This is a genomic window from Hymenobacter aquaticus (genome assembly GCF_004765605.1).
Lineage (GTDB): Bacteria > Bacteroidota > Bacteroidia > Cytophagales > Hymenobacteraceae > Hymenobacter > Hymenobacter aquaticus.
Genome location: NZ_SRLC01000002.1, coordinates 1,136,330 through 1,160,940, shown reverse-complemented (window position 1 = coordinate 1,160,940; position 24,611 = coordinate 1,136,330). Strand labels below are relative to the sequence as shown.

At 61.1% G+C, this 24,611-nt stretch carries 20 protein-coding genes; 12 read left to right on the top strand and 8 right to left on the bottom strand.

Annotated features, from left to right (window positions below):
- Window positions 1-14: 14 nt before the first annotated feature.
- The 4 genes from E5K00_RS17675 to rsfS all read right to left on the bottom strand — a co-directional run bounded on the left by E5K00_RS17675 (window position 15) and on the right by rsfS (window position 4,144).
- The gene (locus E5K00_RS17675) at window positions 15-800 is read right to left on the bottom strand and encodes a UDP-2,3-diacylglucosamine diphosphatase (RefSeq protein WP_135464603.1); all 786 of its coding nucleotides are present in this window, start codon (window positions 798-800) and stop codon (window positions 15-17) included.
- Complete coding sequence (locus E5K00_RS17670) at window positions 775-1,428, bottom strand: LutC/YkgG family protein (RefSeq protein ID WP_135464602.1); 654 nt, start codon at window positions 1,426-1,428, stop codon at window positions 775-777. Before E5K00_RS17670 ends, E5K00_RS17675 begins: the two co-directional genes overlap by 26 nt.
- 131 nt (window positions 1,429-1,559) lie before the next feature.
- Window positions 1,560-3,677 carry an ATP-dependent zinc metalloprotease FtsH gene (ftsH, locus tag E5K00_RS17665; protein ID WP_135464601.1) on the bottom strand — a complete coding sequence of 706 codons (2,118 nt, stop codon included), beginning with the start codon at window positions 3,675-3,677 and terminating at the stop codon, window positions 1,560-1,562.
- A gap of 80 nt (window positions 3,678-3,757) precedes the next feature.
- On the bottom strand, window positions 3,758-4,144 hold the full coding sequence (gene rsfS, locus E5K00_RS17660) for a ribosome silencing factor (RefSeq protein WP_135464600.1): 387 nt from the start codon (window positions 4,142-4,144) through the stop codon (window positions 3,758-3,760).
- A 41-nt stretch (window positions 4,145-4,185) separates the two neighbouring features.
- Here rsfS and E5K00_RS17655 point away from each other — a divergent pair, with 41 nt between their 5' ends.
- The 5 genes from E5K00_RS17655 (at window position 4,186) to rlmB (ending at window position 10,975) form a co-directional block, all read left to right on the top strand.
- A complete protein-coding gene (locus E5K00_RS17655; protein WP_135464599.1) occupies window positions 4,186-4,953 on the top strand; it encodes a biotin--[acetyl-CoA-carboxylase] ligase in 768 nt (255 codons plus the stop codon).
- 174 nt (window positions 4,954-5,127) lie between these two features.
- On the top strand, window positions 5,128-5,529 hold the full coding sequence (locus E5K00_RS17650; RefSeq protein WP_167856938.1) for a T9SS type A sorting domain-containing protein: 402 nt from the start codon (window positions 5,128-5,130) through the stop codon (window positions 5,527-5,529).
- A gap of 158 nt (window positions 5,530-5,687) precedes the next feature.
- Window positions 5,688-8,672: a glycosyltransferase family 117 protein gene (locus tag E5K00_RS17645; protein ID WP_135464597.1), complete on the top strand. Its 2,985-nt coding sequence runs from the start codon at window positions 5,688-5,690 to the stop codon at window positions 8,670-8,672.
- 162 nt (window positions 8,673-8,834) lie between these two features.
- On the top strand, window positions 8,835-10,058 hold the full coding sequence (locus tag E5K00_RS17640) for a GWxTD domain-containing protein (RefSeq protein WP_135464596.1): 1,224 nt from the start codon (window positions 8,835-8,837) through the stop codon (window positions 10,056-10,058).
- Window positions 10,022-10,975 carry a 23S rRNA (guanosine(2251)-2'-O)-methyltransferase RlmB gene (gene rlmB, locus E5K00_RS17635; RefSeq protein WP_245328332.1) on the top strand — a complete coding sequence of 318 codons (954 nt, stop codon included), beginning with the start codon at window positions 10,022-10,024 and terminating at the stop codon, window positions 10,973-10,975. Before E5K00_RS17640 ends, rlmB begins: the two co-directional genes overlap by 37 nt.
- 86 nt (window positions 10,976-11,061) lie before the next feature.
- On the opposite strand, the gene E5K00_RS17630 is transcribed toward rlmB, so the two are convergent.
- Window positions 11,062-12,099: a LacI family DNA-binding transcriptional regulator gene (locus E5K00_RS17630; protein WP_135464595.1), complete on the bottom strand. Its 1,038-nt coding sequence runs from the start codon at window positions 12,097-12,099 to the stop codon at window positions 11,062-11,064.
- Between the two features lie 185 nt (window positions 12,100-12,284).
- Between E5K00_RS17630 and E5K00_RS17625 the strand changes: the two genes are divergently transcribed.
- From E5K00_RS17625 to E5K00_RS17615, 3 genes are all read left to right on the top strand, one after another.
- Complete coding sequence (locus tag E5K00_RS17625) at window positions 12,285-13,562, top strand: sugar MFS transporter (RefSeq protein WP_135464594.1); 1,278 nt, start codon at window positions 12,285-12,287, stop codon at window positions 13,560-13,562.
- A 111-nt stretch (window positions 13,563-13,673) separates the two neighbouring features.
- The gene (locus E5K00_RS17620; RefSeq protein WP_135464593.1) at window positions 13,674-14,738 is read left to right on the top strand and encodes a LacI family DNA-binding transcriptional regulator; all 1,065 of its coding nucleotides are present in this window, start codon (window positions 13,674-13,676) and stop codon (window positions 14,736-14,738) included.
- Between the two features lie 94 nt (window positions 14,739-14,832).
- Window positions 14,833-15,336 (top strand): cupin domain-containing protein, encoded by a 504-nt coding sequence (locus tag E5K00_RS17615; RefSeq protein ID WP_135464592.1) that lies wholly within the window; start codon window positions 14,833-14,835, stop codon window positions 15,334-15,336.
- 102 nt (window positions 15,337-15,438) lie between these two features.
- On the opposite strand, the gene E5K00_RS17610 is transcribed toward E5K00_RS17615, so the two are convergent.
- Both E5K00_RS17610 and E5K00_RS17605 read right to left on the bottom strand, forming a co-directional pair.
- A complete protein-coding gene (locus E5K00_RS17610) occupies window positions 15,439-16,530 on the bottom strand; it encodes a mannose-1-phosphate guanylyltransferase (RefSeq protein ID WP_135464591.1) in 1,092 nt (363 codons plus the stop codon).
- 83 nt (window positions 16,531-16,613) lie between these two features.
- A complete protein-coding gene (locus E5K00_RS17605) occupies window positions 16,614-17,594 on the bottom strand; it encodes a KpsF/GutQ family sugar-phosphate isomerase (RefSeq protein ID WP_135464590.1) in 981 nt (326 codons plus the stop codon).
- Window positions 17,595-17,676: 82 nt separating this feature from the next.
- Between E5K00_RS17605 and recQ the strand changes: the two genes are divergently transcribed.
- Together recQ and E5K00_RS17595 are read left to right on the top strand one after the other, a co-directional pair.
- Window positions 17,677-19,872, top strand: coding sequence for a DNA helicase RecQ (gene recQ / locus E5K00_RS17600; protein WP_135464589.1), 2,196 nt, complete (start codon window positions 17,677-17,679; stop codon window positions 19,870-19,872).
- 471 nt (window positions 19,873-20,343) lie between these two features.
- Window positions 20,344-22,431: a M3 family metallopeptidase gene (locus tag E5K00_RS17595; protein ID WP_135464588.1), complete on the top strand. Its 2,088-nt coding sequence runs from the start codon at window positions 20,344-20,346 to the stop codon at window positions 22,429-22,431.
- 144 nt (window positions 22,432-22,575) lie between these two features.
- Here the strand turns inward: E5K00_RS17595 and E5K00_RS17590 are convergent, their stop codons facing one another.
- Window positions 22,576-22,998, bottom strand: a complete 423-nt coding sequence (locus E5K00_RS17590; RefSeq protein WP_100337443.1) for a BrxA/BrxB family bacilliredoxin — start codon at window positions 22,996-22,998, stop codon at window positions 22,576-22,578.
- 164 nt (window positions 22,999-23,162) lie between these two features.
- On the opposite strand from E5K00_RS17590, the gene E5K00_RS17585 reads away from it, so the two are divergent.
- Together E5K00_RS17585 and E5K00_RS17580 are read left to right on the top strand one after the other, a co-directional pair.
- A complete protein-coding gene (locus tag E5K00_RS17585; protein ID WP_135464587.1) occupies window positions 23,163-23,462 on the top strand; it encodes a hypothetical protein in 300 nt (99 codons plus the stop codon).
- Between the two features lie 79 nt (window positions 23,463-23,541).
- A complete protein-coding gene (locus tag E5K00_RS17580; protein ID WP_135464586.1) occupies window positions 23,542-24,606 on the top strand; it encodes a tetratricopeptide repeat protein in 1,065 nt (354 codons plus the stop codon).
- The last annotated feature ends 5 nt before the right edge of the window (window positions 24,607-24,611 follow it).

The following is a 24,611-nucleotide window of genomic DNA, read 5'->3' as shown; positions in this document are numbered from 1 at the left end:
CCCAGCGGACCGGTTTAGTTCTGCTCAAAGTGCCGCAAGGCCAGTTCATGCCCATCATATACGGCGTAGGAGCAATAATTGACCCACTCGCCCAGGTTCACGTAGCGGCTCTGGGGCGTTACGGGCACGTCGAGCGGCAGGTGGCGGTGGCCAAACACGTAGTAGTCGTGGTGGTGCAGGCGCTCCAGCTCACGGCAGTACACCAGCAGCCACTCATCGTCGCCGAAGTATTTCTCATCGGCCGCCCCGTTCTGAATCCGACTGTGCTGGCTCCACTTATTGGCTAGGCCAATGCCGAAGTTCGGGTGCAGGCGCGCGAACAGCCACTGCGCCACCGGGCTGGCGAAGATGCGCTTAAGTACCTTATAGGTGTAGTCTTTGGGCCCGAGCCCGTCGCCGTGGCCGATGTGGAACTCCTGGTTGCCGATGCGCTGGCTCACGGGATGACGCATAATGGGAATGTTCAGCTCCTTGGTGAAGTAGTCGAACATCCACATGTCGTGGTTGCCGGTGAAAAACGTAACGGGAATCCCGGCGTCGGTCAGCTCGGCCAGCTTGCCTTGCAGCCGGATAAAGCCGCGCGGAATAGCGTGCCGGTACTCAAACCAGAAGTCGAAAATATCCCCGACCAGGTAGATAGCCGCCGCATCGGGGGCAATCTGGTCGAGCCAGCGCACGATTTTCCGCTCCCGCTCGGCCGAGCGGGCCGCGTCGGGGGCGCCGAGGTGAAAGTCGGAGGCAAAATATACGTTGCGGCCGGGCGGCAGGGCAAGATCAGGTAGTTGCTTCGGGCGCGTCATCCAGTAAAAACAACACGATGCTGCGCGGGCCATGAGCACCGAGCACCAGCGTTTTTTCAATATCAGCCGTACGGCTAGGGCCCGTCGTGAGCGAAATCATCGAGGGCAATTTATTGTCGTAGTCCTCCTGCACCCGCTTCAGCGCGTCGCCGATATCGGGCACAATCTGGGAGGCGCGGGCCAGCACCAGGTGCTGATCCGGGTAGATGCTCAGCCGGCGGCCACTGGCCGAAGCGCCGCTGACTAGCACGCTGCCGGTGCGGGCCACCAGGGCTTCGCAGGTCGTCAGGCCCGCGTCGGCCTTCTGCAGCCAGTCGGTTTCGTCGCCGATAAACCCGATGCCACCCGCGTGCAGCAGCTTTTTCAGCTCGGGCTCCCACACAAAGAGGTTGTCGAGGGCCTTTTCCTTCTTATAGGTAAAGAGCTGGTCGTAAAAGTGCTCTTCCGACACGCAGTAGTAGAACACGCCCCCGGCCCGCACGAAGCTTTCGGCGAAGGTCACGGCCAGGTCGTCGTGGGGAGGCAGGTGCAACGGCAGCGTGAAATCGGGGGCGGCCGGCTGCGGGGCCGGCTGCTGCAACGACTCGCGGATACGGCGCAGGATGATGTCGCGGGAGGTTTCGGACATAGGAATCGGGGAAGAAGCAACCAAAGATAGAAACTCGCGCCGACAGGTGCCTGCCGCACCGCTTGAAACCCAGGTAACAGAAAAAAAGCCAGCCTGAAGCAGGCTGGCTTTTTAGGGGGCATTAAATACTTCTAGACGTCAAACGAGACAGTGCTGCCCGTTGGTACATCGTTATTCGGATTTGTGTCGCGCGGCCGCACGTCGAGGCCGGGCAAATCATTTTCCGGCAGGTCGTTGCTCAGGGGCACAGGGTGCTCCTGCTTCCGCTCGCTCAGCGTCTCACTGCGGTCAGTACCAGCCATGTGGGCCTGGTAAGAAGTCTGGTTATCGTAGGGGCGCTTACCCACCAGACGCTCCAGATCTTCCTGCAACAGCACCTCTTTTTCCAGCAGCTCTTTCGCAATTACCTCCAGCTCGTGGCGGCGCTCGGTCAGCAGCTCCTTGGTACGGTTGTAGGCATTCTCCACGATGGTGCGCACTTCCTCGTCAATAAGCTGCGAGGTAGCCTCCGAATAGGGCTTCGAGAAACCGTATTCGTTCTGGCCTTTCGAGTCGTAGAACGAGATGTTGCCCAGCTTGGCGTTCATGCCGTACATCGTTACGATGCTGTAGGCCATCTTCGTAATCCGCTCCAGGTCCGAGAGGGCACCGGTTGAGATTTTACCAAATACCAGTTCCTCGGCAGCGCGGCCACCCAAAGCCATGCACATCTCGTCGGTCAACTGCTCGGTGTTGTAGAGGAACTGCTCGCGGGGCAAGTACTGCGCGTAGCCCAGCGCCGCTACCCCACGGGGCACGATGCTTACTTTCACCAACGGGTCGGCGTGCTCCAGAAACCAGCCAGCAATGGCGTGGCCCGCTTCGTGGTAGGCGACAATCCGCTTTTCGTTGGGCGAAATGATTTTGTTCTTTTTCTCCAAGCCCCCGATTACCCGGTCTACGGCATCGGTGAAGTCCTGCATCGTCACCATCTTTTTGTCGCGGCGGGCGGCAATCAGGGCGGCTTCGTTGCAGACGTTAGCAATTTCAGCGCCAGCAAAGCCGGGGGTCTGAGCGGCCAGCTTACGGGCATTCACGTCGGGGCCCAGCGTCAGCGGCTTCAGGTGCACGTCGAAAATCTGGGTGCGGCCGTTGATGTCGGGCTTGTCGATGCTGATCTGCCGGTCGAAGCGGCCGGGACGCAGCAGAGCCGAGTCGAGGGTATCCGGGCGGTTGGTAGCGGCCAGGATGATAACCCCAGAGTCGGTACCGAAACCGTCCATTTCTACCAGCAGCGAGTTGAGCGTGTTTTCGCGCTCATCGTTGCCGCCGGGCACGTTGCCGCGGCTGCGGCTGCGGCCAATGGCGTCGATTTCGTCGATGAAGATGATGCAGGGCGCCTTGGCTTTGGCTTGCTTGAACAAGTCGCGCACCCGGGCCGCGCCTACGCCCACGAACATTTCCACGAAGTCGGAGCCCGACAAGGAAAAGAACGGCACATCGGCTTCACCGGCCACGGCTTTCGCCATCAGGGTCTTACCCGTGCCGGGAGGACCAACCAGCAACGCACCTTTGGGGATTTTGCCACCGAGGACGGTGAACTTCGAGGGGTTTTTGAGGAACTCCACGATTTCCTCTACTTCCTCTTTGGCTTCTTCCAGGCCGGCGACGTCCTTAAACGTCACCTTCACCTTGTCGCCACCCTCGAACAGGGCCGCGCGGCTTTTGCCGATGTTGAAGATCTGACCGCCGGGCCCGCCCGCTCCGCTCATGCGGCGCATCAGGAACCAGAAGCCGATGAACAGCAGAATAATCAGCCCCCAACCCGAAATCAGGTCACCGTAGCCCTGGCGGGTGTCGATGTTGAGGCCCACTTGCTGAGCGTCGGGAATGGCGGCCTGCATCTTGTCCAGGTCTTCCTTGAAGGTCTTGCCGTCCACGACGCGGAAGCTGTACTGCGGACCCGCGTCCTGCGACAGAGGGCTCCGGCCGCGCAACTCCTGGTTGTACTTGGCGTTGCGGGCGGCTTCGGGCTTCAGGGTCACCTCCACGTTCCGGTCGTTCACCAGGGTCACGTCGCGCACGTCGCCGGCCAGCAGCATCTGCTTAAACTTCTGCTGGTTTATTTCAATGGTTGAGCTGCTACGATTGATGAAGAGCATCCCGAAGATGAACACCACCAACCCAGCCAGCACCCACATCTGCATACTCGGCCGGGGAGCCGGCGAGGGCATCATTGGTTTTTTCTTTTTGGGGGTTGTATCTGGCATGAAAAGGAATTCTAAACGAAGAACAAAGGCGGAACCGCCGCCCGCGCTAATTGTTAAGACGCATCCGGGCCGGTTTTACTTTAAACGGCTTCGGTTTCTTCCTGAATATATTTTATTTCGGCATCACCCCACAGCTCTTCCAGCGCGTAGAACTGCCGACGGTCGCGCAGGAAAATGTGGACTACCACGTCGACGTAGTCGAGCAGTACCCATTCCCGGTTCATGCGGCCTTCGGTTTGCCAGGGGTTCTGGCCGGTAAGCTTCTCCACTTCTTCTTCCACGGAACGCGCAATGGCGTCCAGTTGGGTATCGGAGGAAGCAGAGCAGATGATGAAATAATCCGCTACTGCGTTTTTAAGGTCCTTCAGATTGAGCACCACGATATCGGCCGCCTTTTTCTCCTGCATGCCGCGTACTACTACGTCTGCCAATCTGTCTGAATCCTGCCGAACCAGGGTACTTTTCATAGGGTATTATTAGGTTTGAACGCACAAAGTAAGAAAATCAGGTGGAGGCACTATCCCCCCAAACCCTCTTCACGGGCCAACAAATTGTTTGGTTGCCCGAATGCGCCTCGACAAACAGCGAGGCACAGGCCCTTATTGTCAAAAACAGCGCCACCGATGGTTGTACGGTGATAACCGACAAACAGACCGCCGGACGGGGGCAGCGCGGCAACCGCTGGGAGGCCAGTCCCGGCGAAAACCTGACATTATCGGTCATTTGGCAGCCCACCTTCCTGGCCCCCACCGACCAGTTCCAGCTGAGTCAGGCCGTGGCCCTGGGCGTGCTCGACTGGGCCCGCAGCCTGCTGGGCCCCGATGCCGCCCTGCGCCTGAAGTGGCCCAACGACATTTACTACGGCACCCAGAAGCTGGGCGGCATCCTGATTGAAAACACCATAAGCGGCTCCAAGATTCAATATAGTGTGGTCGGCATCGGGATAAATGTCAATCAGCGGGAGTTTGGCATGCCTACTGCCACCTCTTTGGCCTGGCTCACGGGCCGCGCCTACCCGCTGAAAACCCTGATTGCCCGGCTGCTGGAGTGCCTGGAGCGGCGCTACCTGATGCTGCGCGCGGGCCGGGTGGCGGCCCTGCGCTTCGAGTATCTGCAGGCGCTGTACCGCTACCAGGAAACCCACGCTTACGAGGTGGACGGGCAACCCGTGCAGGGCCAGATTGTGGGCGTGGATGAAACCGGCCGGCTGGTAGTACAAATTGAGCGGGAGCTCAGAAGTTTTTCACTACAGGAAATTAAATATATCCATACGTAGTTTCTTAGGCGACTTACCCGGTTAAACCTTCCGGTTTGCCGCTGTTCTAAATACCAGGCTGGCAACCTTTGCCCGGCAAACCGTGTCAGTCTTTTGAAAAAAGGCACGGTGCTTGTCTTTACCAGCCCATCACCCAGGCCGGTTGCCTGCTTGCTCTGACTCTATTGAATGAACATGAAAACTTCTACGCGTCTGTTTCTTCTGCTGGCTCTGGTGCTGGCGCAGCTTTCCACGCTGGCCGCTACCGTGAGCCTGACGAGGCGGCACCAGGTGCCGGTGCAGGCTCCCGCGGCGCGGGTGGCCGCCGCACCGTCCGTTACGCCTCAGCTGAGCGTGTACCCCAACCCCAGCAAAGGCCTAGTGATGGTGACGCTGGAGCAAAAACCCGCGGAAAACTACAAGCTGCGCTTTAGCAACATCATCGGCCGCGAGGTGCGCATTATCACGCTGCGGCCCGAACTCAGCCAGGAAGGCACGGCGGTAAACCTGTCGGATTTGCCGGCCGGGGTGTACTTCTACAGCCTGCTGATCAACGACAAAGTAGTGAGCACCAAGCGCCTGGTGCTGCAAAACTAAGCAACATTACTCGTGCGGCCCTGCCGGAAAGCAGCCAGGATTCCTGGCTGCTTTTTTTATGGTCAAGCCAGAATATAGTCGTTAATAGGTGTCTGACTGGCGGGTGCGGCATGGCCAGATTTATTGCCTACTTTTGGCCCTTCTCTGATTAAACCAGTATGCGGAGTTACAAAAGCCTGAATAATCTAGTTGGCTGGCTCGTTTTTGCCATTGCCACCCTCACGTATCTGCTCACCCTGGAACCCACGGCCAGCTTCTGGGACTGCGGCGAGTTTATTGCCTGCTCCTACAAGCTGCTGGTGCCCCACCCTCCGGGAGCCCCGACTTTCCTGCTGCTGGGCCGCCTGTTTTCGCTGTTTTCTTTCGGCGACCCAACCAAGGTGTCGGTGCTGATTAATACGCTGTCGGCGCTGAGCAGCTCCTTTACCGTGCTGTTCCTGTTCTGGACCATCACGATGCTGGCCAAAAAGCTGGTGCTGCACCGCCCCGGCATGCACGACGACCGCACGCTGGAGCCCACCGGCGGCCAGACGCTGCTGATTCTGGGCGCGGGCGTCGTCGGGGCCTTGGCCTTCGCCTTCTCCGACTCGTTCTGGTTTAACGCCGTGGAAGCCGAGGTATACGCCATGTCGGCGCTGTGCACGGCGGCCGTGGTCTGGATTATGCTGAAGTGGGAAAACCGTGCCGACGAGGCTGATTCCGACAAGTGGCTGATCCTGATTGCCTACGTCATTGGCCTGAGCATCGGGGTGCACTTGCTGAACCTGCTGGCTATTCCGGCCCTGGGATTTATCTACTACTACCGCCGCAACCCAAACCCCACGATGCGGGGCGGCATTTTCACGCTGGTTATCAGCAGCGTGATTGTGGGCCTGATTCTGGCCGGCATCATTCCCGGCCTGCCCACGCTGGCCGGTGCCTTCGAAGTATTCTTCGTGAACAGCATCGGGCTGCCCTTCAACTCGGGCCTGGTGTTCTTCCTGCTGCTGTTCGTGGCCCTGATCTGGTTTGGCTTCCGCTATTCCTTCAAGGCGCACAACCGCCTGATCAACACGGCTATGCTGAGCTTCGTGTTTATCCTGATCGGCTACTCGTCGTACCTGATTGTGCCGATTCGCTCCAGCTACCACCCCACCATCAACGAAAACGACCCCGAGGACGTGCTGTCCTTCGTGAGCTACCTCAAGCGCGAGCAGTACGGCGACCGGCCCTTGCTCTACGGCCCGCAGTTCAACGCCGAGCCCGTCGACCAGAAGGAAGGCGCGCCCCGCTACGTGCGCAAGGGTGATAAGTACGTGGTAGCCGAGCGCCGCCTCGAAACCATCTACCGCGACGAGGACAAGATGCTGATTCCGCGCATCTACAGCCCCGCCCCCGAGCACCTCTACAACTACAAGAAGTGGGTCGACATTCAGGAAGGCGTGAAGCCCACGATGGGCCAGAACCTGAGCTTTTTGTTCCGCTACCAGATGGGCCACATGTACTGGCGCTACTTCCTGTGGAACTACGTGGGCCGCGACAGTGACATTCAGCAGGCTGGCGTGGTGTGGCCGACCAGTGCCAACAGCGGCCTGCCCGAGCGGATTGCCAGCAGCCCGGCCCGCAACAACTTCTTCGCTATTCCGCTCATCATGGGCCTGATTGGCCTGTTCTTCCACGTGCGCCGCGACGGACGCAACGCCCTGGTTATCGGCCTGCTGTTCGTGTTTACGGGTCTGGCCATCGTGTTCTACCTCAACCAGCCGCCCATCGAGCCCCGCGAGCGGGACTACACCTTCACGGGTGCCACCTACGCCTTTGCCATCTGGATTGGCCTGGGCGTGCTGGGCCTGGCGGATTTGCTGAAAGCCGTGCTCAAGGCCGACGGCGCCCGCGCCGTGGCCGCCACGCTGATTGGCCTGCTGGCCCCCGGCCTGATGGTGGCCCAGGGCTGGGACGACCACGACCGGTCGGACCGCTACAACTCGGTGGACTCGGCCAAGAACCTGCTGAACAGCTGCGCCCCGAACGCCATTCTGTTTACCAACGGCGACAACGACACCTTCCCGCTCTGGTACGCCCAGGAAGTGGAAGGCGTGCGGACCGACGTGCGCGTGGCCGTGCTCAGCTACCTGAATACCGACTGGTACATCGAGCAGATGAAGCGCCGCTCGTATTTGTCGCAGCCGCTGCCCATCTCGATGAAGAGCGACAACTACGCGCAGGGTACCAACGACTACCTGCCCTACGTGGAAAACCCGGCGGTGCAGGAAGTAAACCTGCGCGAGTTCATCGGCCTCGTAGATCAGGGCAGCCCGCTGCTGCAAGTGCAGACCCAGAGCGGCCGGCCGCTGCTGTCGTTCCCGACGCGCAAGTTTTACCTGCCCGTCGATACCACCGCCGTGGAAGCCTTGGGCATTATCCCGAAGGAGCGCCGCAAGCAGCTGGTTTCCCGCATGGAGTGGGACATGGGCAAGGGCGCCATCGAGAAGAAGAACCTCGTGATTCTGGACATGCTGGCCACCAACAACTGGAAGCGGCCCATCTACTTCTCCAGCACGGTAAACTCCGCCGACTTCATGAACCTGCAGCCTTATTTCCAGCTCGAAGGCATGGCTTACCGCGTGCTGCCGGCCAAAGACCCCAACTACGACCCGCGCGGCAACGAGGGCTACGTGGAGAAGGACCTCATGTTTGAGAACATGATGAAGAAGTTTGCCTTCCGCAACCTGGACCGCGCCGACATCTTCTACGACGAAAACAACCTGCGCTTCCCGGCCAACTACCGCGAAAAATTCGCGCGCCTGGCCGAAGCCTACCTGGCGGCCGGCGACAAAGTGAGAGCCAAGGAAGTGCTGGACAAGTGCTTCGCCGTGATGCCCGACAAGTCGATTCGCTACGACTACTACGTGCCGCAGTTTGTGGTGCCGCTGGTGCAGGTGGGCGAAAAGGCCCGGGCCAACGAAATCATGGATACCATGACCAACCGGGCCCAGCAGTCGTTGGCGTATTACAGCACCACCAACAGTTCCCTGTTCGACATGGAAGTACAGACCAACCTGATGGCTCTGCAGAGCGTGTACCGCGCCGCCGAGGAAGTCGGCGACCAGGCCCGCTCCAAGAAAGCTCTGGATTTGCTCAACCAGTACTACCCACGGCAGTAATGCGCGGTAGTTAGCCTGTTATAAAACAGCCGTCCTGCTTTCAGGGCGGCTGTTTTCGTTTATCTGCCCGCGCCCACCCTTCGTACTATAGCCTTGAGGCTGTACGTTGCTTCGGTTGGCCACTCTGCCACCCACCCGCTTTTCGCTTAACCATTGCTCCTGATGCTGACTTTCCTCCGCTGCTTCGCGCCCGGCCTGGTGTTTCTGCTGCTCCTGACGGGCCGGCCCGCCGCCGCCGACCCGCGGCGCGACTTCGCGGGCCAGTACCAGCCGCAGCGCCGCCTGCTGGCCGAAACCCGGCGCGAAGGCGACAGTCTGCACATTTACCTGCGCTTCCCCGACGCCAGCGTGTTGCAGCGCGGCTACCCGTTGCGCGTTGCGGCCTGGGCCAGCTACGAGGCCAAGCGCCCCACCTGGCGCCGCACCGTGGGGCAGCTGGCCCGCCGCACCCGGCCCGAGCAAGCGGCGGCCTGGGTGGAGTTCAGCGTGGCGGCCTCGGCCCTGCTGCCCGGGCAGGTGCTGAGCGTGGCCTGCGGTGCCAACGAGGAAGACGATGCCGGGGAAGGGCTCTGGCTGCCTATTACCAAGGAGCGGCTGGGCCGCACCTTTCTGCTGACCGACTCAGTGGGCAACCCGCTGCTGCGCCGCTACGTGCGGGTGCACGAGCCGTTTCAGGTAGACAGCTACGGTCCGGAAAAGCCGTTGGCGGTTAAGCGCTACGATGCCAGCTTCCTGGCGGCCCTGCCACCTATGTCGGCGCCCGGCAGCCAGCCGGTGGCCCGCACCCTACCCGCCCGCGACTCGCTCTTTTTTCGGGCCGGCCAGCTGCTGCGCCTTTCGCAAGCGGGGCTTTACATGCTGCGGGTCGCGGAGGCCCCGGCGGGCTACGGCCTGCTCGTGGTCGACCAGGACTTTCCGGCGCTGAATACGGCCGACGAGCTGATTCAGCCCCTGATTTACCTGACGACTTCCGCCGAGCGCCAGAAGCTCACCGACGCGCCCGAGCCCAAGCGGGCCGTCGACCAGTTCTGGCTGAAAGTAGCGGGCAGCAACCAACCCGTAGCCCGGCAGCTGATCCGGACTTACTACGGCCGGGTGGCGGCGGCCAACGAGTTATTTACCACCCACAAAGCCGGCTGGATGACCGACCGGGGCCTGCTCTACGTGGTTCTGGGCGCCCCCGACGTGGTGTATCGGACGGCTACCGAGGAGCGCTGGGTGTACCGCGACCCGAACGGCAGCAGCGGCACGTATACGTTCCGGCCCAAACCGAGTACCTTTGCCCCCGAACACTATGAATTGGTGCGCCGGCCGGAGTACGAAATGCTTTGGTATGCCGCCGTTGAGCAATGGAGAAAAGGACTGACCGCCCGGAGCGGCCGCTGAATGAGCGGCGCACATTTTATAACAGCGAAAACCGCCCGGTAAGCCGCGACGACCGGGGCACCGGCGACGACCGCCGCGAGCCCCGGGGCGAAGGCCGCGACGCGCGCGACTCGCGCGGCGGCGGCGGCGACTATAAGCCCCGCTACCCCCACAAGCCCGCCGCCGACCGCAGCATTGAGATGCTGTTCGGCCTGCGCCCGATTCTGGAGGCGCTGAGCGCGGGCCGCACCCTGGAGAAGATTTATCTGCTGCGCGGCACCAAGAACAGCGTGACCCAGGAAATTACGGAGCTGGCCAAAGCTGCCAACATCCCGATGTCGCTGGTGCCCATTGAGAAGCTCAACGACCTAACCCGCAAAAACCACCAGGGCGCCGTGGCCTTCGTGTCGCCCATCGACTACCAGCCGCTCGACAGTATTCTGGCCGGCTTGTATGAGGAAGGCAAAACGCCCCTGCTTCTGCTGCTCGACCGGATTACGGATGTGCGCAACTTCGGCTCTATTGCCCGCAACGCCGAGTGCATGGGCGTGCACGCCATTGTGGTGCCCAGCCGCGGTGCCGCCCAAATCAACGGCGACGCGCTGAAAACCTCGGCCGGCGCCCTGAACCTGATTCCGGTGTGCCGGGAGCCCAACCTGAAGGAAACCATTACCTTCCTGCAGCAGTCGGGCGTGACGGTTATTGCCTGCACCGAGAAGTCGGATGCCAGCCTGGAGGCCGAAACGGTGGACATGACCGGCCCGGTGGCGGTGCTGATGGGCAGCGAGGAAGACGGCATCTCGCCCGAGTACCTGAAGCTGGCCGACCACAAGCTGCGCATCCCGATGGCCGGCCAGATCGGCTCCCTGAACGTGTCGGTCGCCAGCGGCATCATGCTGTTTGAGGTGCTGCGCCAGCGCCTGAAAAGCGGCCAGTAAGTTTTAGCGCCTTTCCAAGGCTCCGCATCCATCAAAAAGCCCTTTCCCGCCCGAGCAGGAAAGGGCTTTTGTTGTACGGCGCAGGCTTACTGCCTGATCGACGATTTGCGAATAATCAGGGCCGGTGGCAGCACGACGCCCTGGGTGGAATCTACGGCTGGGTCGGTGGGGTGCTGCAATTCGTGCAGCAGAATGTCGATGACGTTTTTGGCAATGCTTTCCACCGGCTGGGCAATGACGGTAATGGCCGGGGTGTAGAGCCGGAACAGGTCGTGGTCGTCGTAGGAAACGACGGCCAGCTTAGCCGGAATAGCCAGCTGCAGCCGCGCAATGGCCTCCAGCCCGTAGATGCACAGGTAGTTGGTGGAGAAGATGACCGCCTCTATTTCGGGGTTGCTGGCCAGAAATAACTGGATATCGGCAATAACCGGCTCCGTATCCTTGGAAATGGTGACGCGCTTTACTTGCTGGGGCAGGCCTTGGGCCTCCAGCACCTGGGTGTAGCCCTGCAGGCGGGCCTCCATCTGGGTTTGGGTCGAATCGGTGGTGACGAAGGCAACGTTGGTGTAGCCTTGGGCCAGCAGATGCCGGGTGGCATCGGCAGTGCCTTGGGCCCCATCCACCACCACGTAGTTGGTGGGCAAAGCAGGCAGGTACCGGTCGAAGAGCACCGTGGGCGTCTGCTCGCGCAGAATGTCGCTCACTTCCTTTTCAATGCCCTCGGACGGCACGATGATAAAGCCGTCCACGTGCCGTTCCTGAAACATGCCGATCAGCTCCCGGGCCCGGGCCGGCTCGTTGTTGGTACTGCAATAAATGATGCGGTAGCCCCGCTCGAAGGCCTGCCGCTCGATCAGGGCGGCTACGGTGGCGAAAAACGGGTTGGCAATATCTTCCACCACCAGCCCGATAACGTGGGTTTTGCCCGTGCGCAGGCTTTTGGCCAGGTGGTTGGGCTTGTAGCCGACTTCCTCGACGTACTTCAGCACCCGCTCGGCCACCGCGTCGCTGATGCGGCTTTGCTTGGCTTTGCCGTTCAGCACCAACGAGACGGTGGCAATGGACACTTCCAGGTGGCTGGCTATGTCGTTGATCAGCGTCCGTTTTTTCACCTTCGTACTCATACCAGGATGGTCTTGATTCTCATCTTTCAAAGGTATGATAATCGTGGTCAGCGGGGTGCCCGCATAAGCCCCAAAGCCCGACCTGTCCGGAAGATGGCTACTTTACGGGCCGGGGCGGGCAGCTAACCCCTGTTCGGCTTTACGTTCCGGCTACTTCTTTCCTTCCGATTCCGCGCTATTCCTGTATGGCACTACCCTCGCCTACCCTGCCCAGCCGGCCCGTTGCGGCGGGCACCACCCCGCCCCGGTACACCTCGGCTCTGAGCGCCGTAACGACCCTGTTTTTCCTCTGGGGCTTCATCACCTGCCTCAACGACATTCTGATTCCGTACCTGAAAGCCATTTTTCAGCTGTCCTTCGCCCAGGCCAACCTGATTAACCTGTGCTTTTTCGGGGCGTATTTCTTTATCAGCATTCCGGCCGGCCTGCTCGTGGCGCGGGTTGGCTACAAGCGCGGCATGCTCATTGGCTTTGCCGTGGCGGCCGTCGGGGCCTACCTGTTTTATCCGGCCGCCGAAGCCCGGGTGTACGGCTTGTTTCTGGGCGCTTTGTTTGTGCTGGCCTCCGGAATTACCATTCTGCAAGTGGCCGCCAACCCCTACGTGGCCATTCTGGGCCCGCCCGAATCGGCTTCGGCCCGCCTCACGCTCACGCAGGCCTTCAACTCGCTCGGCACCACTCTGGCGCCCTACGTGGGCAGCGCCCTGATCTTGAGCCACCTGCCCACGCTGAACATGGCGGCCAGCGCCGCCAGCATCGACGTGCGCGCCGTGCAGGTGCCTTACCTGGTCATTGGCACGGCGCTGCTGCTCATCAGCCTGCTGCTCGGCCGCGTGCACCTGCCCCAGTTGGAGCACGCCAACGAGGAAGCCGCTGCCGAAGCGGCCGGCCCGGCCCGTAGCGCCTGGAGCTACCGCCATCTGGTGCTGGGTGTGGTGGGCATTTTCGCCTACGTCGGGGCCGAAGTGGCCATTGGCTCCCACATTGTGAACTACCTGGCCCTGCCCGACGTGCTGCACCTGGACCCCAAAGCCGCCGGCGACCGGGTGCTGTTTTATTGGGGCGCGGCCATGATTGGCCGGTTCTCGGGCGCGTATCTGCTCCAAAAGTTTGCGCCCGGCAAGCTGCTCGCCTTCAATGCCGTGGGTGCCGCTGCTTTGGTCCTGATTTCGATTAACACTACGGGTGCCACCGCCATGTGGAGCCTGCTGGCCGTGGGCCTGATGAACTCCCTGATGTTCTCCACCATCTTCACCCTGGCCGTGGCCAGGCTGGGCCGGCATACCGAGCAGGCCTCGGGGCTGCTGTGCATGGCCATTGTGGGTGGCGCCCTGATTCCGATGCTGTTCGGTGCCATTGCCGACCACAGCGGGCTGCGCATGGCCCTGTTGCTGCCAGTGTTGTGCTACGGTTATATCCTGTGGTATGGGCTGCGGGGCAGCCGTAGGGTGGTTTTGAGCTAATGCATGCCGCACCTGCTGCGCAACTGTTGTGCAATTTTTCTTGATGAATTGCGGTCTGTGTTGTTCCTTGGGCTCGACTGGCAACGGTTCCGGTCGTAAACGCCTTGCCCTATGTCCGCCAAAAAGCAGCAAGTCTCCCTGCGGGATTTAGCCAAAGCCCTCAACCTGTCGACCTCCAGCGTCTCGCGGGCCCTGGCCGGCCACCGCGACATCAGTGAAGCTACCAAGGACCGGGTGCGCCAGATGGCCCAGGAGCTGAACTACCGCCCCAACCAGTTGGCCGCCGCCCTGCGCCGGGGCCACAGCAAAACCATCGGCGTGATTGTGCCTCACATCAAAGGCTACTTCTTTCCGGCCGTGATGAACGGCATCGAACGGGTAGCCACGCTGGAGGGCTTCAACGTGCTGCTCTGCCAATCGAACGAGGAGCTGCGGCGCGAGCAGAAGAACATCGAAACCCTGCTGGCAGCCCAGGTAGAGGGCATTCTGGTGTCGGTGTCGGCTACCACGTTCTCGGAAACGGACCACTTCGAGCAGGTGCGCCGCCAGGGCACGCCGCTGGTGTTCTTCGACCGGGCACCGGATTTGCCCCGCAGCATGGCCGTGGTGCTGGATGACTTTCAGGGCGCTTACCAGGCCGTGTCCCACCTCATTGCTCAGGGCTGTAAGCGCATCGTGCACCTGGCCGGGCCCCAGCACCTGAACACCAGCCGCAACCGGTTTCTGGGTTACCAGGCCGCATTGCAGGCCCACGGGTTGCCTTTTGAAGACGATTGGGTATATTCGCTGCCTTCCCTGACCCACGACGCTGGCCGCCTGGGTATGCAGCACCTGCTGGCCCTGGAGCCGCCCCTCGACGGTATCTTCGCCGCCTACGCCATTCCGTCGGTGGGGGCGCTGGAAGTGCTGCGCGAAAAGGGCGTGCGGGTGCCCCAGGAAGTAGCCCTGGCCTGCTTCAGCAACGAGCCCTTCACCACCATGACCCAGCCCCAGATGACGGTGGTGGACCAGCGGGCCGAGCAGATGGGCGAAACGGCCGTGCGCCTGTTTCTGCAGCTGCTCAAGCGGGGCCCCGCCTATGAGCCGCCGCACCTGGTGCTCAAGCCCGAGCTGATTATCCGCAGCTCGTCGTTGCACCAGTCGCAGGAGCAGCGGGTGCCAACCGAGGCCCGGTAGCCGGGCGCTTCCAGGGCAACAACTGTTGCGGACCGCCAGCAACCGGGCGTTTGAATGCCGGATTAAATATTTTACCTTTTGCCTCTAACCGATTATGAGTTCTGAGATGTCTAAGCAGCAGCTATTCCAGCAAACCCAGCAGCACCTGCAGGAGCAGGGTTTTGGCATTGCCCAGCAGGATCAGACCCGGCCCTGGGGCGGCTTTTTCGTGCTCGACGAAAACCAGGCCCAGCAGTTTGCCGACACCTACTTCGACGGGCTGCCCATCGACCAGCTCCGCATTTCGGGCAAGCTCAGCCCAAAGGTGCTGCTCGTGGCCCCCCACCAGCGCCTCTCCTGGCAGTACCACCACCGCCGGGCCGAAATCTGGAAGGTAGTGCGGGGCACCGTGGGCGTTGTTACCAGCCCTACCGACGAGCAGGGCGAGCTGAAAACCTACGCCCCGGGCCAGGTCATTACGCTCCGGCAGGGTGAGCGGCACCGCCTCGTAGGCCTCGACGACTGGGGCCTGATAGCCGAAATCTGGCAGCACACCGACGCCACCCAGCCTTCCGACGAAGACGACATCGTGCGGGTGCAGGACGACTTCGGCCGCTAGGCCCGGATCTTTGAACTCGACTTTTCCGGCAACGAAAAGGCCGGCTACCATCCGCTCAGGAATCGTAGCCGGCCTTTTTATTGGTGCCCGCAGGGGCCGCGCTTAGTTGTAGCCGTTGCCCTTCTTGGACTTCACGTCGGCCACAAACTCCTTAACCCGCTGCTCCTCGGTGCGCTTGCAGATCAGCAGCACGTTGTCGTACTCGGCAATGATGTAGCCGTCGAGGCCCTGCACCACCACCAGGCGCTCCGAAGGGGTTTTGATGACGCACTCCCGGGTGTCGTAGAGCAGCGCGTCGCCGTCTACCACGTTGTTGTCGGCGTCGTGGTGGCCCATGCGGTGCAGCGAGTCCCAGGTGCCCAGGTCGCTCCAGCCGAAGTCGGCGGGCAGCACGTACACGTTGTCGGCCTTTTCCATCACCCCGTAGTCGATGCTGATGTTGCGGCAGCGGGTGTAGGCCTGGGTGATAAACTCGGCTTCGTTGTCGGTGCCCAGCTCGCTGATGCCTTCGTCGAACACCTCGGCAATGTCGCTCAGGTACTGGTGGAAGGCGTGAATGATGGCGTCGGCCCGCCACACAAACAGGCCCGAGTTCCAGAGGAAGTCGCCGCTGTCGACGAACATGCGGGCTAGCTCCAGATTCGGCTTCTCGGTGAAGGTTTTCACCTTCTTCAGGCCCTTGGGCAGGCCGCTCTTGCTGTCCTCGTCGATGTACTGAATGTAGCCGTAGCCGGTATCGGGGCGGGAGGGCTGAATGCCCAGCGTGAGCAGCACCTCGTGGCTCTCGGCCACTTCCACGGCCTGCCGGATGATGCGGCGGAACTCGTCCTCGTGCAGCACCGCGTGGTCGGCGGGCGTCACGATGATGGTGCCCTTGGGGTTGCGCTTGGCAATGCAGTAGCTGGCGTAGGCAATGCAGGGCGCGGTATTGCGCCCGATCGGCTCCCCGAGAATCTGCGAGACGGGCAGCTCCGGCAGGTGCTGGTGCACCAGGTCGGTATAGTCGCGGTTGGTTACCACGAAGACGTTTTCGGGCGGGCAAATGTCCTTGAACCTATCGACCGTGAGCTGCAGCATCGAGCGGCCCACGCCCATCACGTCGTGAAACTGCTTGGGCAGCGTGGTACGGCTGAAGGGCCAGAAGCGGCTGCCGATACCACCGGCCATCACGACGAGGAACGTATTCTGATTCATCAGAAGAAGACGATTAAATGTTGGCTACCACGACTAGCAAGCGCAATCATGGTATTTAAGCGTAAAGTAATGTAACTATTTGACTATACCAAGCCTTCGCGCAGCAAGTCGTGCAAGTGGATGAAGCCGCTGAACTGACCACCGTCAGTGACAATGAGTTGAGTGATATTACGATTTTGCATCCGAACCAACGCCTCGGCGGCAAAGTCGTCCACATCAATGGTCATGGGCTGGGGCGTCATGATGTCGCGGGCCCGGACTTCTCCCAGCCGGGAGGAGAAGTTGGTGAGCATGCGCCGCAGGTCGCCGTCGGTGATGATGCCCAGCAGCTGCTGCCCGGCCTGGGCCAGCACGGCCGTCGCGCCCAGGCGCTTACCCGATATTTCCAGGATGATGTCCTTGAGCGGCGCGTCTTCCCGCACCTGGGGCGTCTGGTTTTGGCGGCTCAGGTCGCCCACCTTCAGGTAGAGCTTCTTGCCCAGCGTGCCGCCGGGGTGCAGGCGGGCAAAGTCGGCGGAGGTGAACTCGCGCGACTCCAGCAGACACACGGCCAGCGCGTCGCCCAAGGCCAGGGCGGCGGTGGTGCTGGTGGTGGGCGCCAGGTTGTGGGGGCAGGCCTCGCGCGTCACGGGCGCGTGCAGCACGTAGTCGGCCTGCACGCCCAGGTAGGAGTCGGCATTGCTGACCAGGGCCGCCAGCGGCACGCCCTTGCGCTTGAGCAGCGGCACCAGCACTTTTATTTCGGGCGTGTCGCCGCTCTTGCTGATGGCAATGACAAAATCCTCGGGCTGAATCATGCCCAGGTCCCCGTGAATGGCGTCGGCGGCATGCATAAACAGCGCGGGCGTGCCCGTGGAGTTCAGGGTGGCTACCATTTTGCCCGCAATGTGGGCACTCTTACCGATGCCGGTAACCACGACCCTACCCCGTAAAGAGAGTATGGCGGCTACGCATTGTGCAAAATCCGGCGTTTGGGCTATGGCCTCGGCCACGCCCCGAACGGCGTCAGCTTCTTCGAGAAGCACTTTTTTTGCAATTGTGATGGTGTCGTTCTGCTGTTTCAATCTAAATTTGTCTAGATTGAGTAGCCAACCCCGAAGTGTTGGTGCTCAAGTCTGCAACCCAAAAGAGCAAGTGGAAATGTCGATGCCAGCGGTAAAACAAGCAGTCAAGCGTGAGGCTGATCTGAAAGGCAAGTTAAAGGAAGTTTTTGGGTACGGTCAGTTCCGCGGTACTCAGGAAGCCATCATTCAGAACGTCATTGAGGGCAACAATACCTTCGTGATTATGCCCACCGGCGCGGGTAAGTCGCTGTGCTACCAGCTGCCCGCCCTCATTTTGCCCGGCACGGCCATCGTTATTTCCCCCCTGATTGCCCTGATGAAAAATCAGGTCGACCAGCTCAACGCTTTCGGGGTAAACGCCCAGTTCCTGAACTCGACCCTGTCGAAGTCGGAGATGAACCGGGTGAAAAAGGACGTCATCAGCGGGGAGGTGAAGCTGCTCTACGTGGCCCCCGAGAGCCTGACCAAGGACGAAACCATCGACTTCCTGCAGAAGGCCACCATCAGCTTCGTGGCCATTGACGAGGCCCACTGCATCTCGGAGTGGGGCCACGACTTCCGGCCCGAGTACCGCCGCATCCGGGGCATCATCGACAACATCGGGCAGGTGCCCATCATTGCCCTCACGGCCACGGCCACGCCCAAGGTGCAGCTCGACATCCAGAAAAACCTGCAGATGGACGAGGCCTCGGTGTTCAAGACCTCGTTTAACCGCACCAACCTCTACTACGAGGTGCGGCCCAAGCACAACACCAAGAAGCAGCTGATTCAGTACGTGAAGCAGCACAAGGGCAAGGCCGGCATCGTGTACTGCCTGAGCCGCAAGAAGGTGGAGGAAATTGCCGAGCTGCTGCGCGTGAATGACGTGAAGGCCCTGCCCTACCACGCCGGCCTCGACCCCCACGTGCGTATGGCCAACCAGGACGCCTTCCTCAATGAGGAGGCCGACGTCATCGTGGCCACCATTGCCTTCGGCATGGGCATCGACAAACCCGACGTGCGCTTCGTGATTCACTACGACACGCCCAAGAGCATCGAGGGCTACTACCAGGAAACCGGCCGCGGCGGCCGCGACGGCCTGGAGGGCAACTGCCTGATGTTCTACAGCTACGACGACATCGTGAAGCTGGAGAAGTTCAACAAGGACAAGCCCGTGACCGAGCGCGACAACTCCAAGCTGCTGCTCCAGGAAATGGCCAACTACGCCGACTCGGCCGTGTGCCGCCGCAAGCAGCTGCTGCACTACTTCGGCGAGCATTTCGAGAAGGACTGCGGCTTCTGCGACAACTGCAAGCACCCCAAGGAGCGGTTTGAGGCCAAGGACGAAGTGCTGATGGCCCTGAAAGCCGTGGTGCAGACCGAGGAGCGCTTCGGTATCGAGCACATCGGCACGGTGCTGATGGGCATGAGCAACGCCCACGTGGAAAGCTACGGCCACAATGCCCTGCCGATTTATGGCAAAGGCAAAGCCCACGACGCGGCCTTCTGGTACTCGCTGATGCGGCAGGCCCTGCTCAACGGCTTCCTGGAAAAGGATATTGAGAACTTCGGCGTGGTGAAAATCTGCCCGAAGGGCTTAGAGTTCATTGACAACCCCCATTCCATCAAACTCACCAAGGACCACAACTACGAGGAAGAGGTGAAAGAAGAGCAAGAAAAAGAGGAAGTTCAGGAAGCCGCCGGCCACGATGCCACGCTTTTTGAGATGCTGAAATCCTTGCGCAAGAAGATAGCCAAGGAGAAAAACCTGCCCCCCTACGTGCTGTTTCAGGACCCGAGCCTGAAGGAAATGGCCACCACCTTCCCCACCAAGATGGACGACCTGGCCCACGTGGGCGGCGTCGGGCTGGGCAAGGCGCAGAAGTTCGGCCAGCCCTTCCTGACCCTGATTCAGAAGTACGTCGATGAAAACGACATCGTGACGGCCGCCGACGTGGTGGTGAAGTCGGCCGTCAACAAGTCGAAAATCAAGATCTACATCATTCAGCAGATCGACAAGAAGATGGACCTGGAGGAAATTGCCTCCTCCAAGGGCATCGACATGCGCGAGCTGATGGAGGAAATCGAGCACATCTGCTACTCGGGCACCAAGCTCAACCTCGACTACTACATCGACGGGGTGCTGGACCACGACCGGCAGGACGAAATCACCGACTACTTCCTGCAGGCCAGCACCGACAACATTGCCGTGGCCCTCAAGGAGCTCGGCGCCGACGAGTACACGGAGGAAGACCTGCGTCTGATGCGCATCAAGTTCCTGAGCGAGTACGCCAACTAGGCTACGAATCTAGACCGTCATGTCGAGCCTAAGCGAGACATCTCGCGTGCTGAGGTTGCCATGCTAAGCATATACCACTGCACGCGAGATACTTCGGCTGCGCCTCTGCATGACGTTCTGGGTTGGTACGCAAACGACAAAGCCACCTCTCGCGGGGTGGCTTTTTCATTGCCCAAGAATAGGATTCTTCCTGGGCCGGCGGAAGCGGGGCAAAATCCCGGCGGATTTTGGGCAAAACATCAGGACGTTTCGGGCAAAACATAGTGATGTCCGGGGCAAGACATAACTATGTTTTGGGGCAAACGTCCTGATGTTTTTTGCCAGCCGCCGAAAAGTGCGTTTCCGGGCACTGCGGGCACTTTTCGGCGAGGCCGGCAGGAGAGCCATGCAGCCCGGCGGGCAAAATCGTGTAATTGAAGTATTCCGGTGCCGGCTTACCTTCAGCCCCGTATCTTCCTAACCCCCACTCCGATGCTTACATTCTCCTCCCTGAGTGCCCGGCAGCTGGGCTTCACGGTGCTGGCCAGCCTGGCCGCGCTGAGTAGCCCGGCCGCCGACAAGCCCGCCCCGCCCGCCAACCCGCTCACGCCGGGCTTCAACCAGGTCATCGACTTTCGGCGCGCCACCAAGGCCGACGTGAAGCGGGCCACCGACGATTTTATTGCCGGCACCAAGGCCTCTCTCCAGGCTATTTACAAGGTGCCGGCCGCCAAGCGCACCTTCGCCAATACCATGCTGGCCCTCGATAACCTGGGCGACCAGGGCGGCAGCGTGTACGGTCCCATCAGCATTCTGTTCAACGCCAGCCCCGACTCGGCCATCCGCAACCAGGCCCAGCGCAGCATTGCCCAGATCAGCAAGTACGGCAACGAGTTGGAGCTGGACGAGCAGCTGTACCGGGCCGTGAAGGACTACTCCAAGACCAAGGAAGCCCAGAGCCTGACCGGGGCCCGCAAGAAGTACCTGACCGAAACGGTGGAGGACTACGAGCGCAACGGCTTTGCCCTCACGGCCGAGAAGCGCAAGGAATTGCAGGCCATCAACGACAAAATCGGGGATTTGAGCTTGGCCTTCGGGGCCAACATTGCCAAAGACCAGGGCTTTTTGCTGGTGAATGCCGCCGACATGAAGGGCCTGCCCGACGACTACGTGAAGAGCCGCCCCAAGGCCGGCGACGCCTACCGCATCGGGCTGGACGGCCCCGCCTACGGCACCTTCATGAAGTACGCCGAGTCGGATGCCCTGCGCAAGCAGCTTTACACCTTATATAACAACCGCGCCGCCGACAAGAATCTGGAGGTGCTCAAGCAGCTGCTCATTGAGCGCCAGAAAAAGGCCCAGCTGCTGGGCTACAAAACCTACGCCGCCTACCAGACCAGCTCGCGCATGGCCAAAACCCCCGAAACGGTGTGGGCCTTCGAAACCAAACTGGTGGACCGCGTCAAGCAGAAAAGCCAGCAGGATCTGGAAGAGCTGCTCGTGGTGAAGCGCGCCTACACCAAAGACCCCGCCGCCAAAACCATCAACCCCTGGGAAAGCTCGTTCTACAACAACCTGCTGATGAAGGACAAGTACCAGCTCGACGGCGAGAAGGTGAAGGAATACTTCGAGGTGAGCAAGGTGGTGGATGGCCTGTTTCAGACCACGCAGAGCTTGTTTGCCCTGAAGTTTACGGAGGTGAAAGACCCGGCGGTGTGGCACAAGGATGCCCGCATGTTTGAGGTGCAGCGCGACGGCAAGCTCATCGGCCGCTTCTACCTCGACCTGTTCCCCCGCGACAACAAGTACACCCACGCCGCCTGCTTCGGCGTGACCAGCGGCAAGGCCACCCCCAAGGGCTACCAGCTGCCCCAGGCCGTGCTGCTGTGCAACTTCAACGCCCCCACGCCCGGCAAGCCGGCCCTGATGAGCCACGCCCAGGTCGTGACCTTCTTCCACGAGTTTGGCCACGTGATGCACAACCTGCTGACCACGGCCGAGCTCAGCAGCCAGTCGGGCACCAGCGTGAAGCGCGACTTCGTGGAGGCCCCGTCCCAGATTCTGGAAAACTGGGCCTGGAACTACGACGCCCTGAAGACCTTCGCCAAGCACTACCAGACCGGCGAGGTGCTGCCCAAGCCCCTCTACGACAAGATGTGGGCCGCCCGCAACGTGGGCTCGGGCCTGGCCGCCTCCCAGCAGATCCTGTACGGCACGCTCGACATGACCCTGCACGACAAGTTTGACCCCAACGGCCCCGAAACCAGCACCGACGTGGTGAAGCGCCTGCAAAACCAGATTACGCCCTTCGCCTACCTCGACGGCACCAACATGCAGGCCGCCTTCGGCCACCTCACCGGCTACGGGGCGGGCTACTACGGCTACATGTGGTCGAAGGTCTACGCCGAGGACATGTTTTCCGTGTTCGAGAAGAACGGCATCATGGACCAGAAGACCGGCCTGCGCTACCGCGACATGATCCTGGCCCGCGGCGGCACCGACGAGGAATACAACCTCGTGAAGGAGTTCCTGGGCCGGGAGCCCAACCAGGACGCCTTCTTTAAGTCCTTGGGGCTTTGATATTAGTTGTTGGTTGTTGGTTGTTAGTTGTCAGGTTGTGCTGGCACTTACTCATTAAAAAAGGCCCGAAGCGGATGCTTCGGGCCTTTTTGTTGGTTGTTAGTTGTCAATGAGCCGTCGAAACTAACAACTGACAACTAACAACTAGCAATACTCTTCGAACGCGCCTTGCAGGTTGTCGACGATGCGCATCAGGTCGTTGCCTTCGATGTGGTGCCGCTCGATGACGTGCACCAGCTCGCCGTCCTTGAACAGGGCAATGCTGGGCGAGGAGGGCGGGTAGGGCAGCATGTGCTCCCGGGCCTTGGCTACGGCCTCGGTTTCCATGCCGGCAAATACCGTGACCAGCTTAGCGGGCTTCTTCTCGGAGCTCGACACGGCCATTTTCAGGGCGGGGCGGGCTTTGGCGGCGGCGCAGCCGCACACCGAGTTGACGGCCAGCAGCACCGTGCCGCTCTGCGTGTTCAGAACCGAATCAACTTCTTCGGGGGTCATCAGCTGCTCGAAGCCGGCCGACGTGAGGTCTTGCCGGATGGGAGCTACCATGTATTCAGGATACGTTGCCATTGTTGGGAAATGGGCTGGAAGTGAGAAAAATCAGATGAGTAAGAGCCGAGGGCCAGACAAAAATACGCAAACTCCGGCCGCCACGCTTGCTTAAACCGCCGACGCGGCGAATGGTTAGCCTCCTAACACCGCCGCCCGTATTTCCTGTTCAATATATTTGCGCCATGACGTACGAAACCTTCGTGGCCAGCCTGGGAGCGGCCGAACCACCGACCGGCATTTCGCTGGTGCTGCAAGGGCTGTGGTACGCCGGCCGCCAGCAGTGGGAGCAGGCCCACACCCTGGCCCAGGTCACGGACCGGGACCAGCGCCACAACTGGCTGCACGCCTATTTGCACCGCCAGGAAGGCGACGCGGCCAACGCCGCCTACTGGTACCGCCGGGCCGGCCGCAGCGCGTTTGCGGGCTCGTTGGCCGACGAATGGGAGCAGCTGGTGCGGGCTCAGCCCGAAATCCGCCGGTAGAAGAAAGAAAAGCCGTGGTTGCGCCGTTCAGGCAAATTAAAAGTACATTTAACGAGTTAGCTGACTCTTTTTCTCTCCGATGCAGAAAGTCCTACTCCTTGCCCTCGGTCTTGGGTTGTCGGCCACGGCAGCCCAGGCCCAGGTAGATACCGTGCGCGCCTCCACCCTGCCCCCGGCCCAGCAGGCCGAAAAGCTCTACAACAGCGGGGTGGCCAAATACAACGGCAAAAACTACCGCGCCGCCATTCAGGACTTCGACCGGGCCCTGACGCTGCGCCCCGATTTTGCCAAGGCCTTCTACAACCGCGCCACCACCCGCTACGAGCTGAAAGAGTACCAGCAGGCCGTGCAGGACTACGACCAGGCCATCAAGCTGGAGGCTACGGGCTTCAGCAACTACTTCGGCCGGGCCCAGGCGCAGGAGGCGCTGGGACAGAAGGCCGAAGCCGAGCTGGACTACGGCAAAGCCGCCGAAATCAAGCCCGACTACGCCCCGGCCTGGTACTACCACGGCGCGCTGCTCTTCGAGAAAGGCGACTTCAAAGCCGCCAAGGCCGACTTCGACCAGGCCATTAAGGTCGACCCCGGCTACGCCTACGCCTACCACGACCGGGCCAGCGCCCAGCGCAAGCTCGGCAACTTCGACGCGGCCATCCAGGACTACACCAAGGCCCTGAGCCTGCAGCCCGATTTTCTGCCGGCCCTGCTGAACCGGGCCGCCGCCAAGCGCCGCGCCAACGACCTGAAAGGTGCCCTGGCCGATTATAACACGTACCTGAGCAAAAAGCAGGACAACGCCACCGCCTTCACCAACCGGGGCAGCACCCGCTACGACGCCGGCGAATACAAAGGCGCGGTGGAAGACTTCAGCAAGGCCCTGGAGCTGGACCCCGGCTACGCCTTTGCCTGGAACAACCGCGCCGCCGCCTACCTCAAGCTGGAAGACTACAAAAGCGCCGCCGCCGATGCCGCCAAAGCCATTGGCCTGAACGCGCAGTACGCCGAGGCCTACATGAACCGGGGCCACGCCCGCGAAATGCTGCGCGACGCCGACGGGGCCTGCCAGGACTGGCGCAAAGCCGCCGAGCTGGGCCTGGAAACCGGTACCAGCTACGCCGCCAACTCCGGCTGCGGCGCCGAATAGAATGC

What these genes read in the sequence shown, in the direction of transcription:
- E5K00_RS17675 (WP_135464603.1), bottom strand. Translation starts at nt 800, where the DNA reads ATGACGCGCCCGAAGCAACTACCTGATCTTGCCCTGCCGCCCGGCCGC.
- E5K00_RS17670 (WP_135464602.1), bottom strand. Translation starts at nt 1,428, where the DNA reads ATGTCCGAAACCTCCCGCGACATCATCCTGCGCCGTATCCGCGAGTCG.
- ftsH (WP_135464601.1), bottom strand. Translation starts at nt 3,677, where the DNA reads ATGCCAGATACAACCCCCAAAAAGAAAAAACCAATGATGCCCTCGCCG.
- rsfS (WP_135464600.1), bottom strand. Translation starts at nt 4,144, where the DNA reads ATGAAAAGTACCCTGGTTCGGCAGGATTCAGACAGATTGGCAGACGTA.
- E5K00_RS17650 (WP_167856938.1), top strand. Translation starts at nt 5,128, where the DNA reads ATGAAAACTTCTACGCGTCTGTTTCTTCTGCTGGCTCTGGTGCTGGCG.
- E5K00_RS17645 (WP_135464597.1), top strand. Translation starts at nt 5,688, where the DNA reads ATGCGGAGTTACAAAAGCCTGAATAATCTAGTTGGCTGGCTCGTTTTT.
- E5K00_RS17640 (WP_135464596.1), top strand. Translation starts at nt 8,835, where the DNA reads ATGCTGACTTTCCTCCGCTGCTTCGCGCCCGGCCTGGTGTTTCTGCTG.
- rlmB (WP_245328332.1), top strand. Translation starts at nt 10,022, where the DNA reads ATGGAGAAAAGGACTGACCGCCCGGAGCGGCCGCTGAATGAGCGGCGC.
- E5K00_RS17630 (WP_135464595.1), bottom strand. Translation starts at nt 12,099, where the DNA reads ATGAGTACGAAGGTGAAAAAACGGACGCTGATCAACGACATAGCCAGC.
- E5K00_RS17625 (WP_135464594.1), top strand. Translation starts at nt 12,285, where the DNA reads ATGGCACTACCCTCGCCTACCCTGCCCAGCCGGCCCGTTGCGGCGGGC.
- E5K00_RS17620 (WP_135464593.1), top strand. Translation starts at nt 13,674, where the DNA reads ATGTCCGCCAAAAAGCAGCAAGTCTCCCTGCGGGATTTAGCCAAAGCC.
- E5K00_RS17615 (WP_135464592.1), top strand. Translation starts at nt 14,833, where the DNA reads ATGAGTTCTGAGATGTCTAAGCAGCAGCTATTCCAGCAAACCCAGCAG.
- E5K00_RS17610 (WP_135464591.1), bottom strand. Translation starts at nt 16,530, where the DNA reads ATGAATCAGAATACGTTCCTCGTCGTGATGGCCGGTGGTATCGGCAGC.
- recQ (WP_135464589.1), top strand. Translation starts at nt 17,677, where the DNA reads ATGCCAGCGGTAAAACAAGCAGTCAAGCGTGAGGCTGATCTGAAAGGC.
- E5K00_RS17595 (WP_135464588.1), top strand. Translation starts at nt 20,344, where the DNA reads ATGCTTACATTCTCCTCCCTGAGTGCCCGGCAGCTGGGCTTCACGGTG.
- E5K00_RS17590 (WP_100337443.1), bottom strand. Translation starts at nt 22,998, where the DNA reads ATGGCAACGTATCCTGAATACATGGTAGCTCCCATCCGGCAAGACCTC.
- E5K00_RS17585 (WP_135464587.1), top strand. Translation starts at nt 23,163, where the DNA reads ATGACGTACGAAACCTTCGTGGCCAGCCTGGGAGCGGCCGAACCACCG.
- E5K00_RS17580 (WP_135464586.1), top strand. Translation starts at nt 23,542, where the DNA reads ATGCAGAAAGTCCTACTCCTTGCCCTCGGTCTTGGGTTGTCGGCCACG.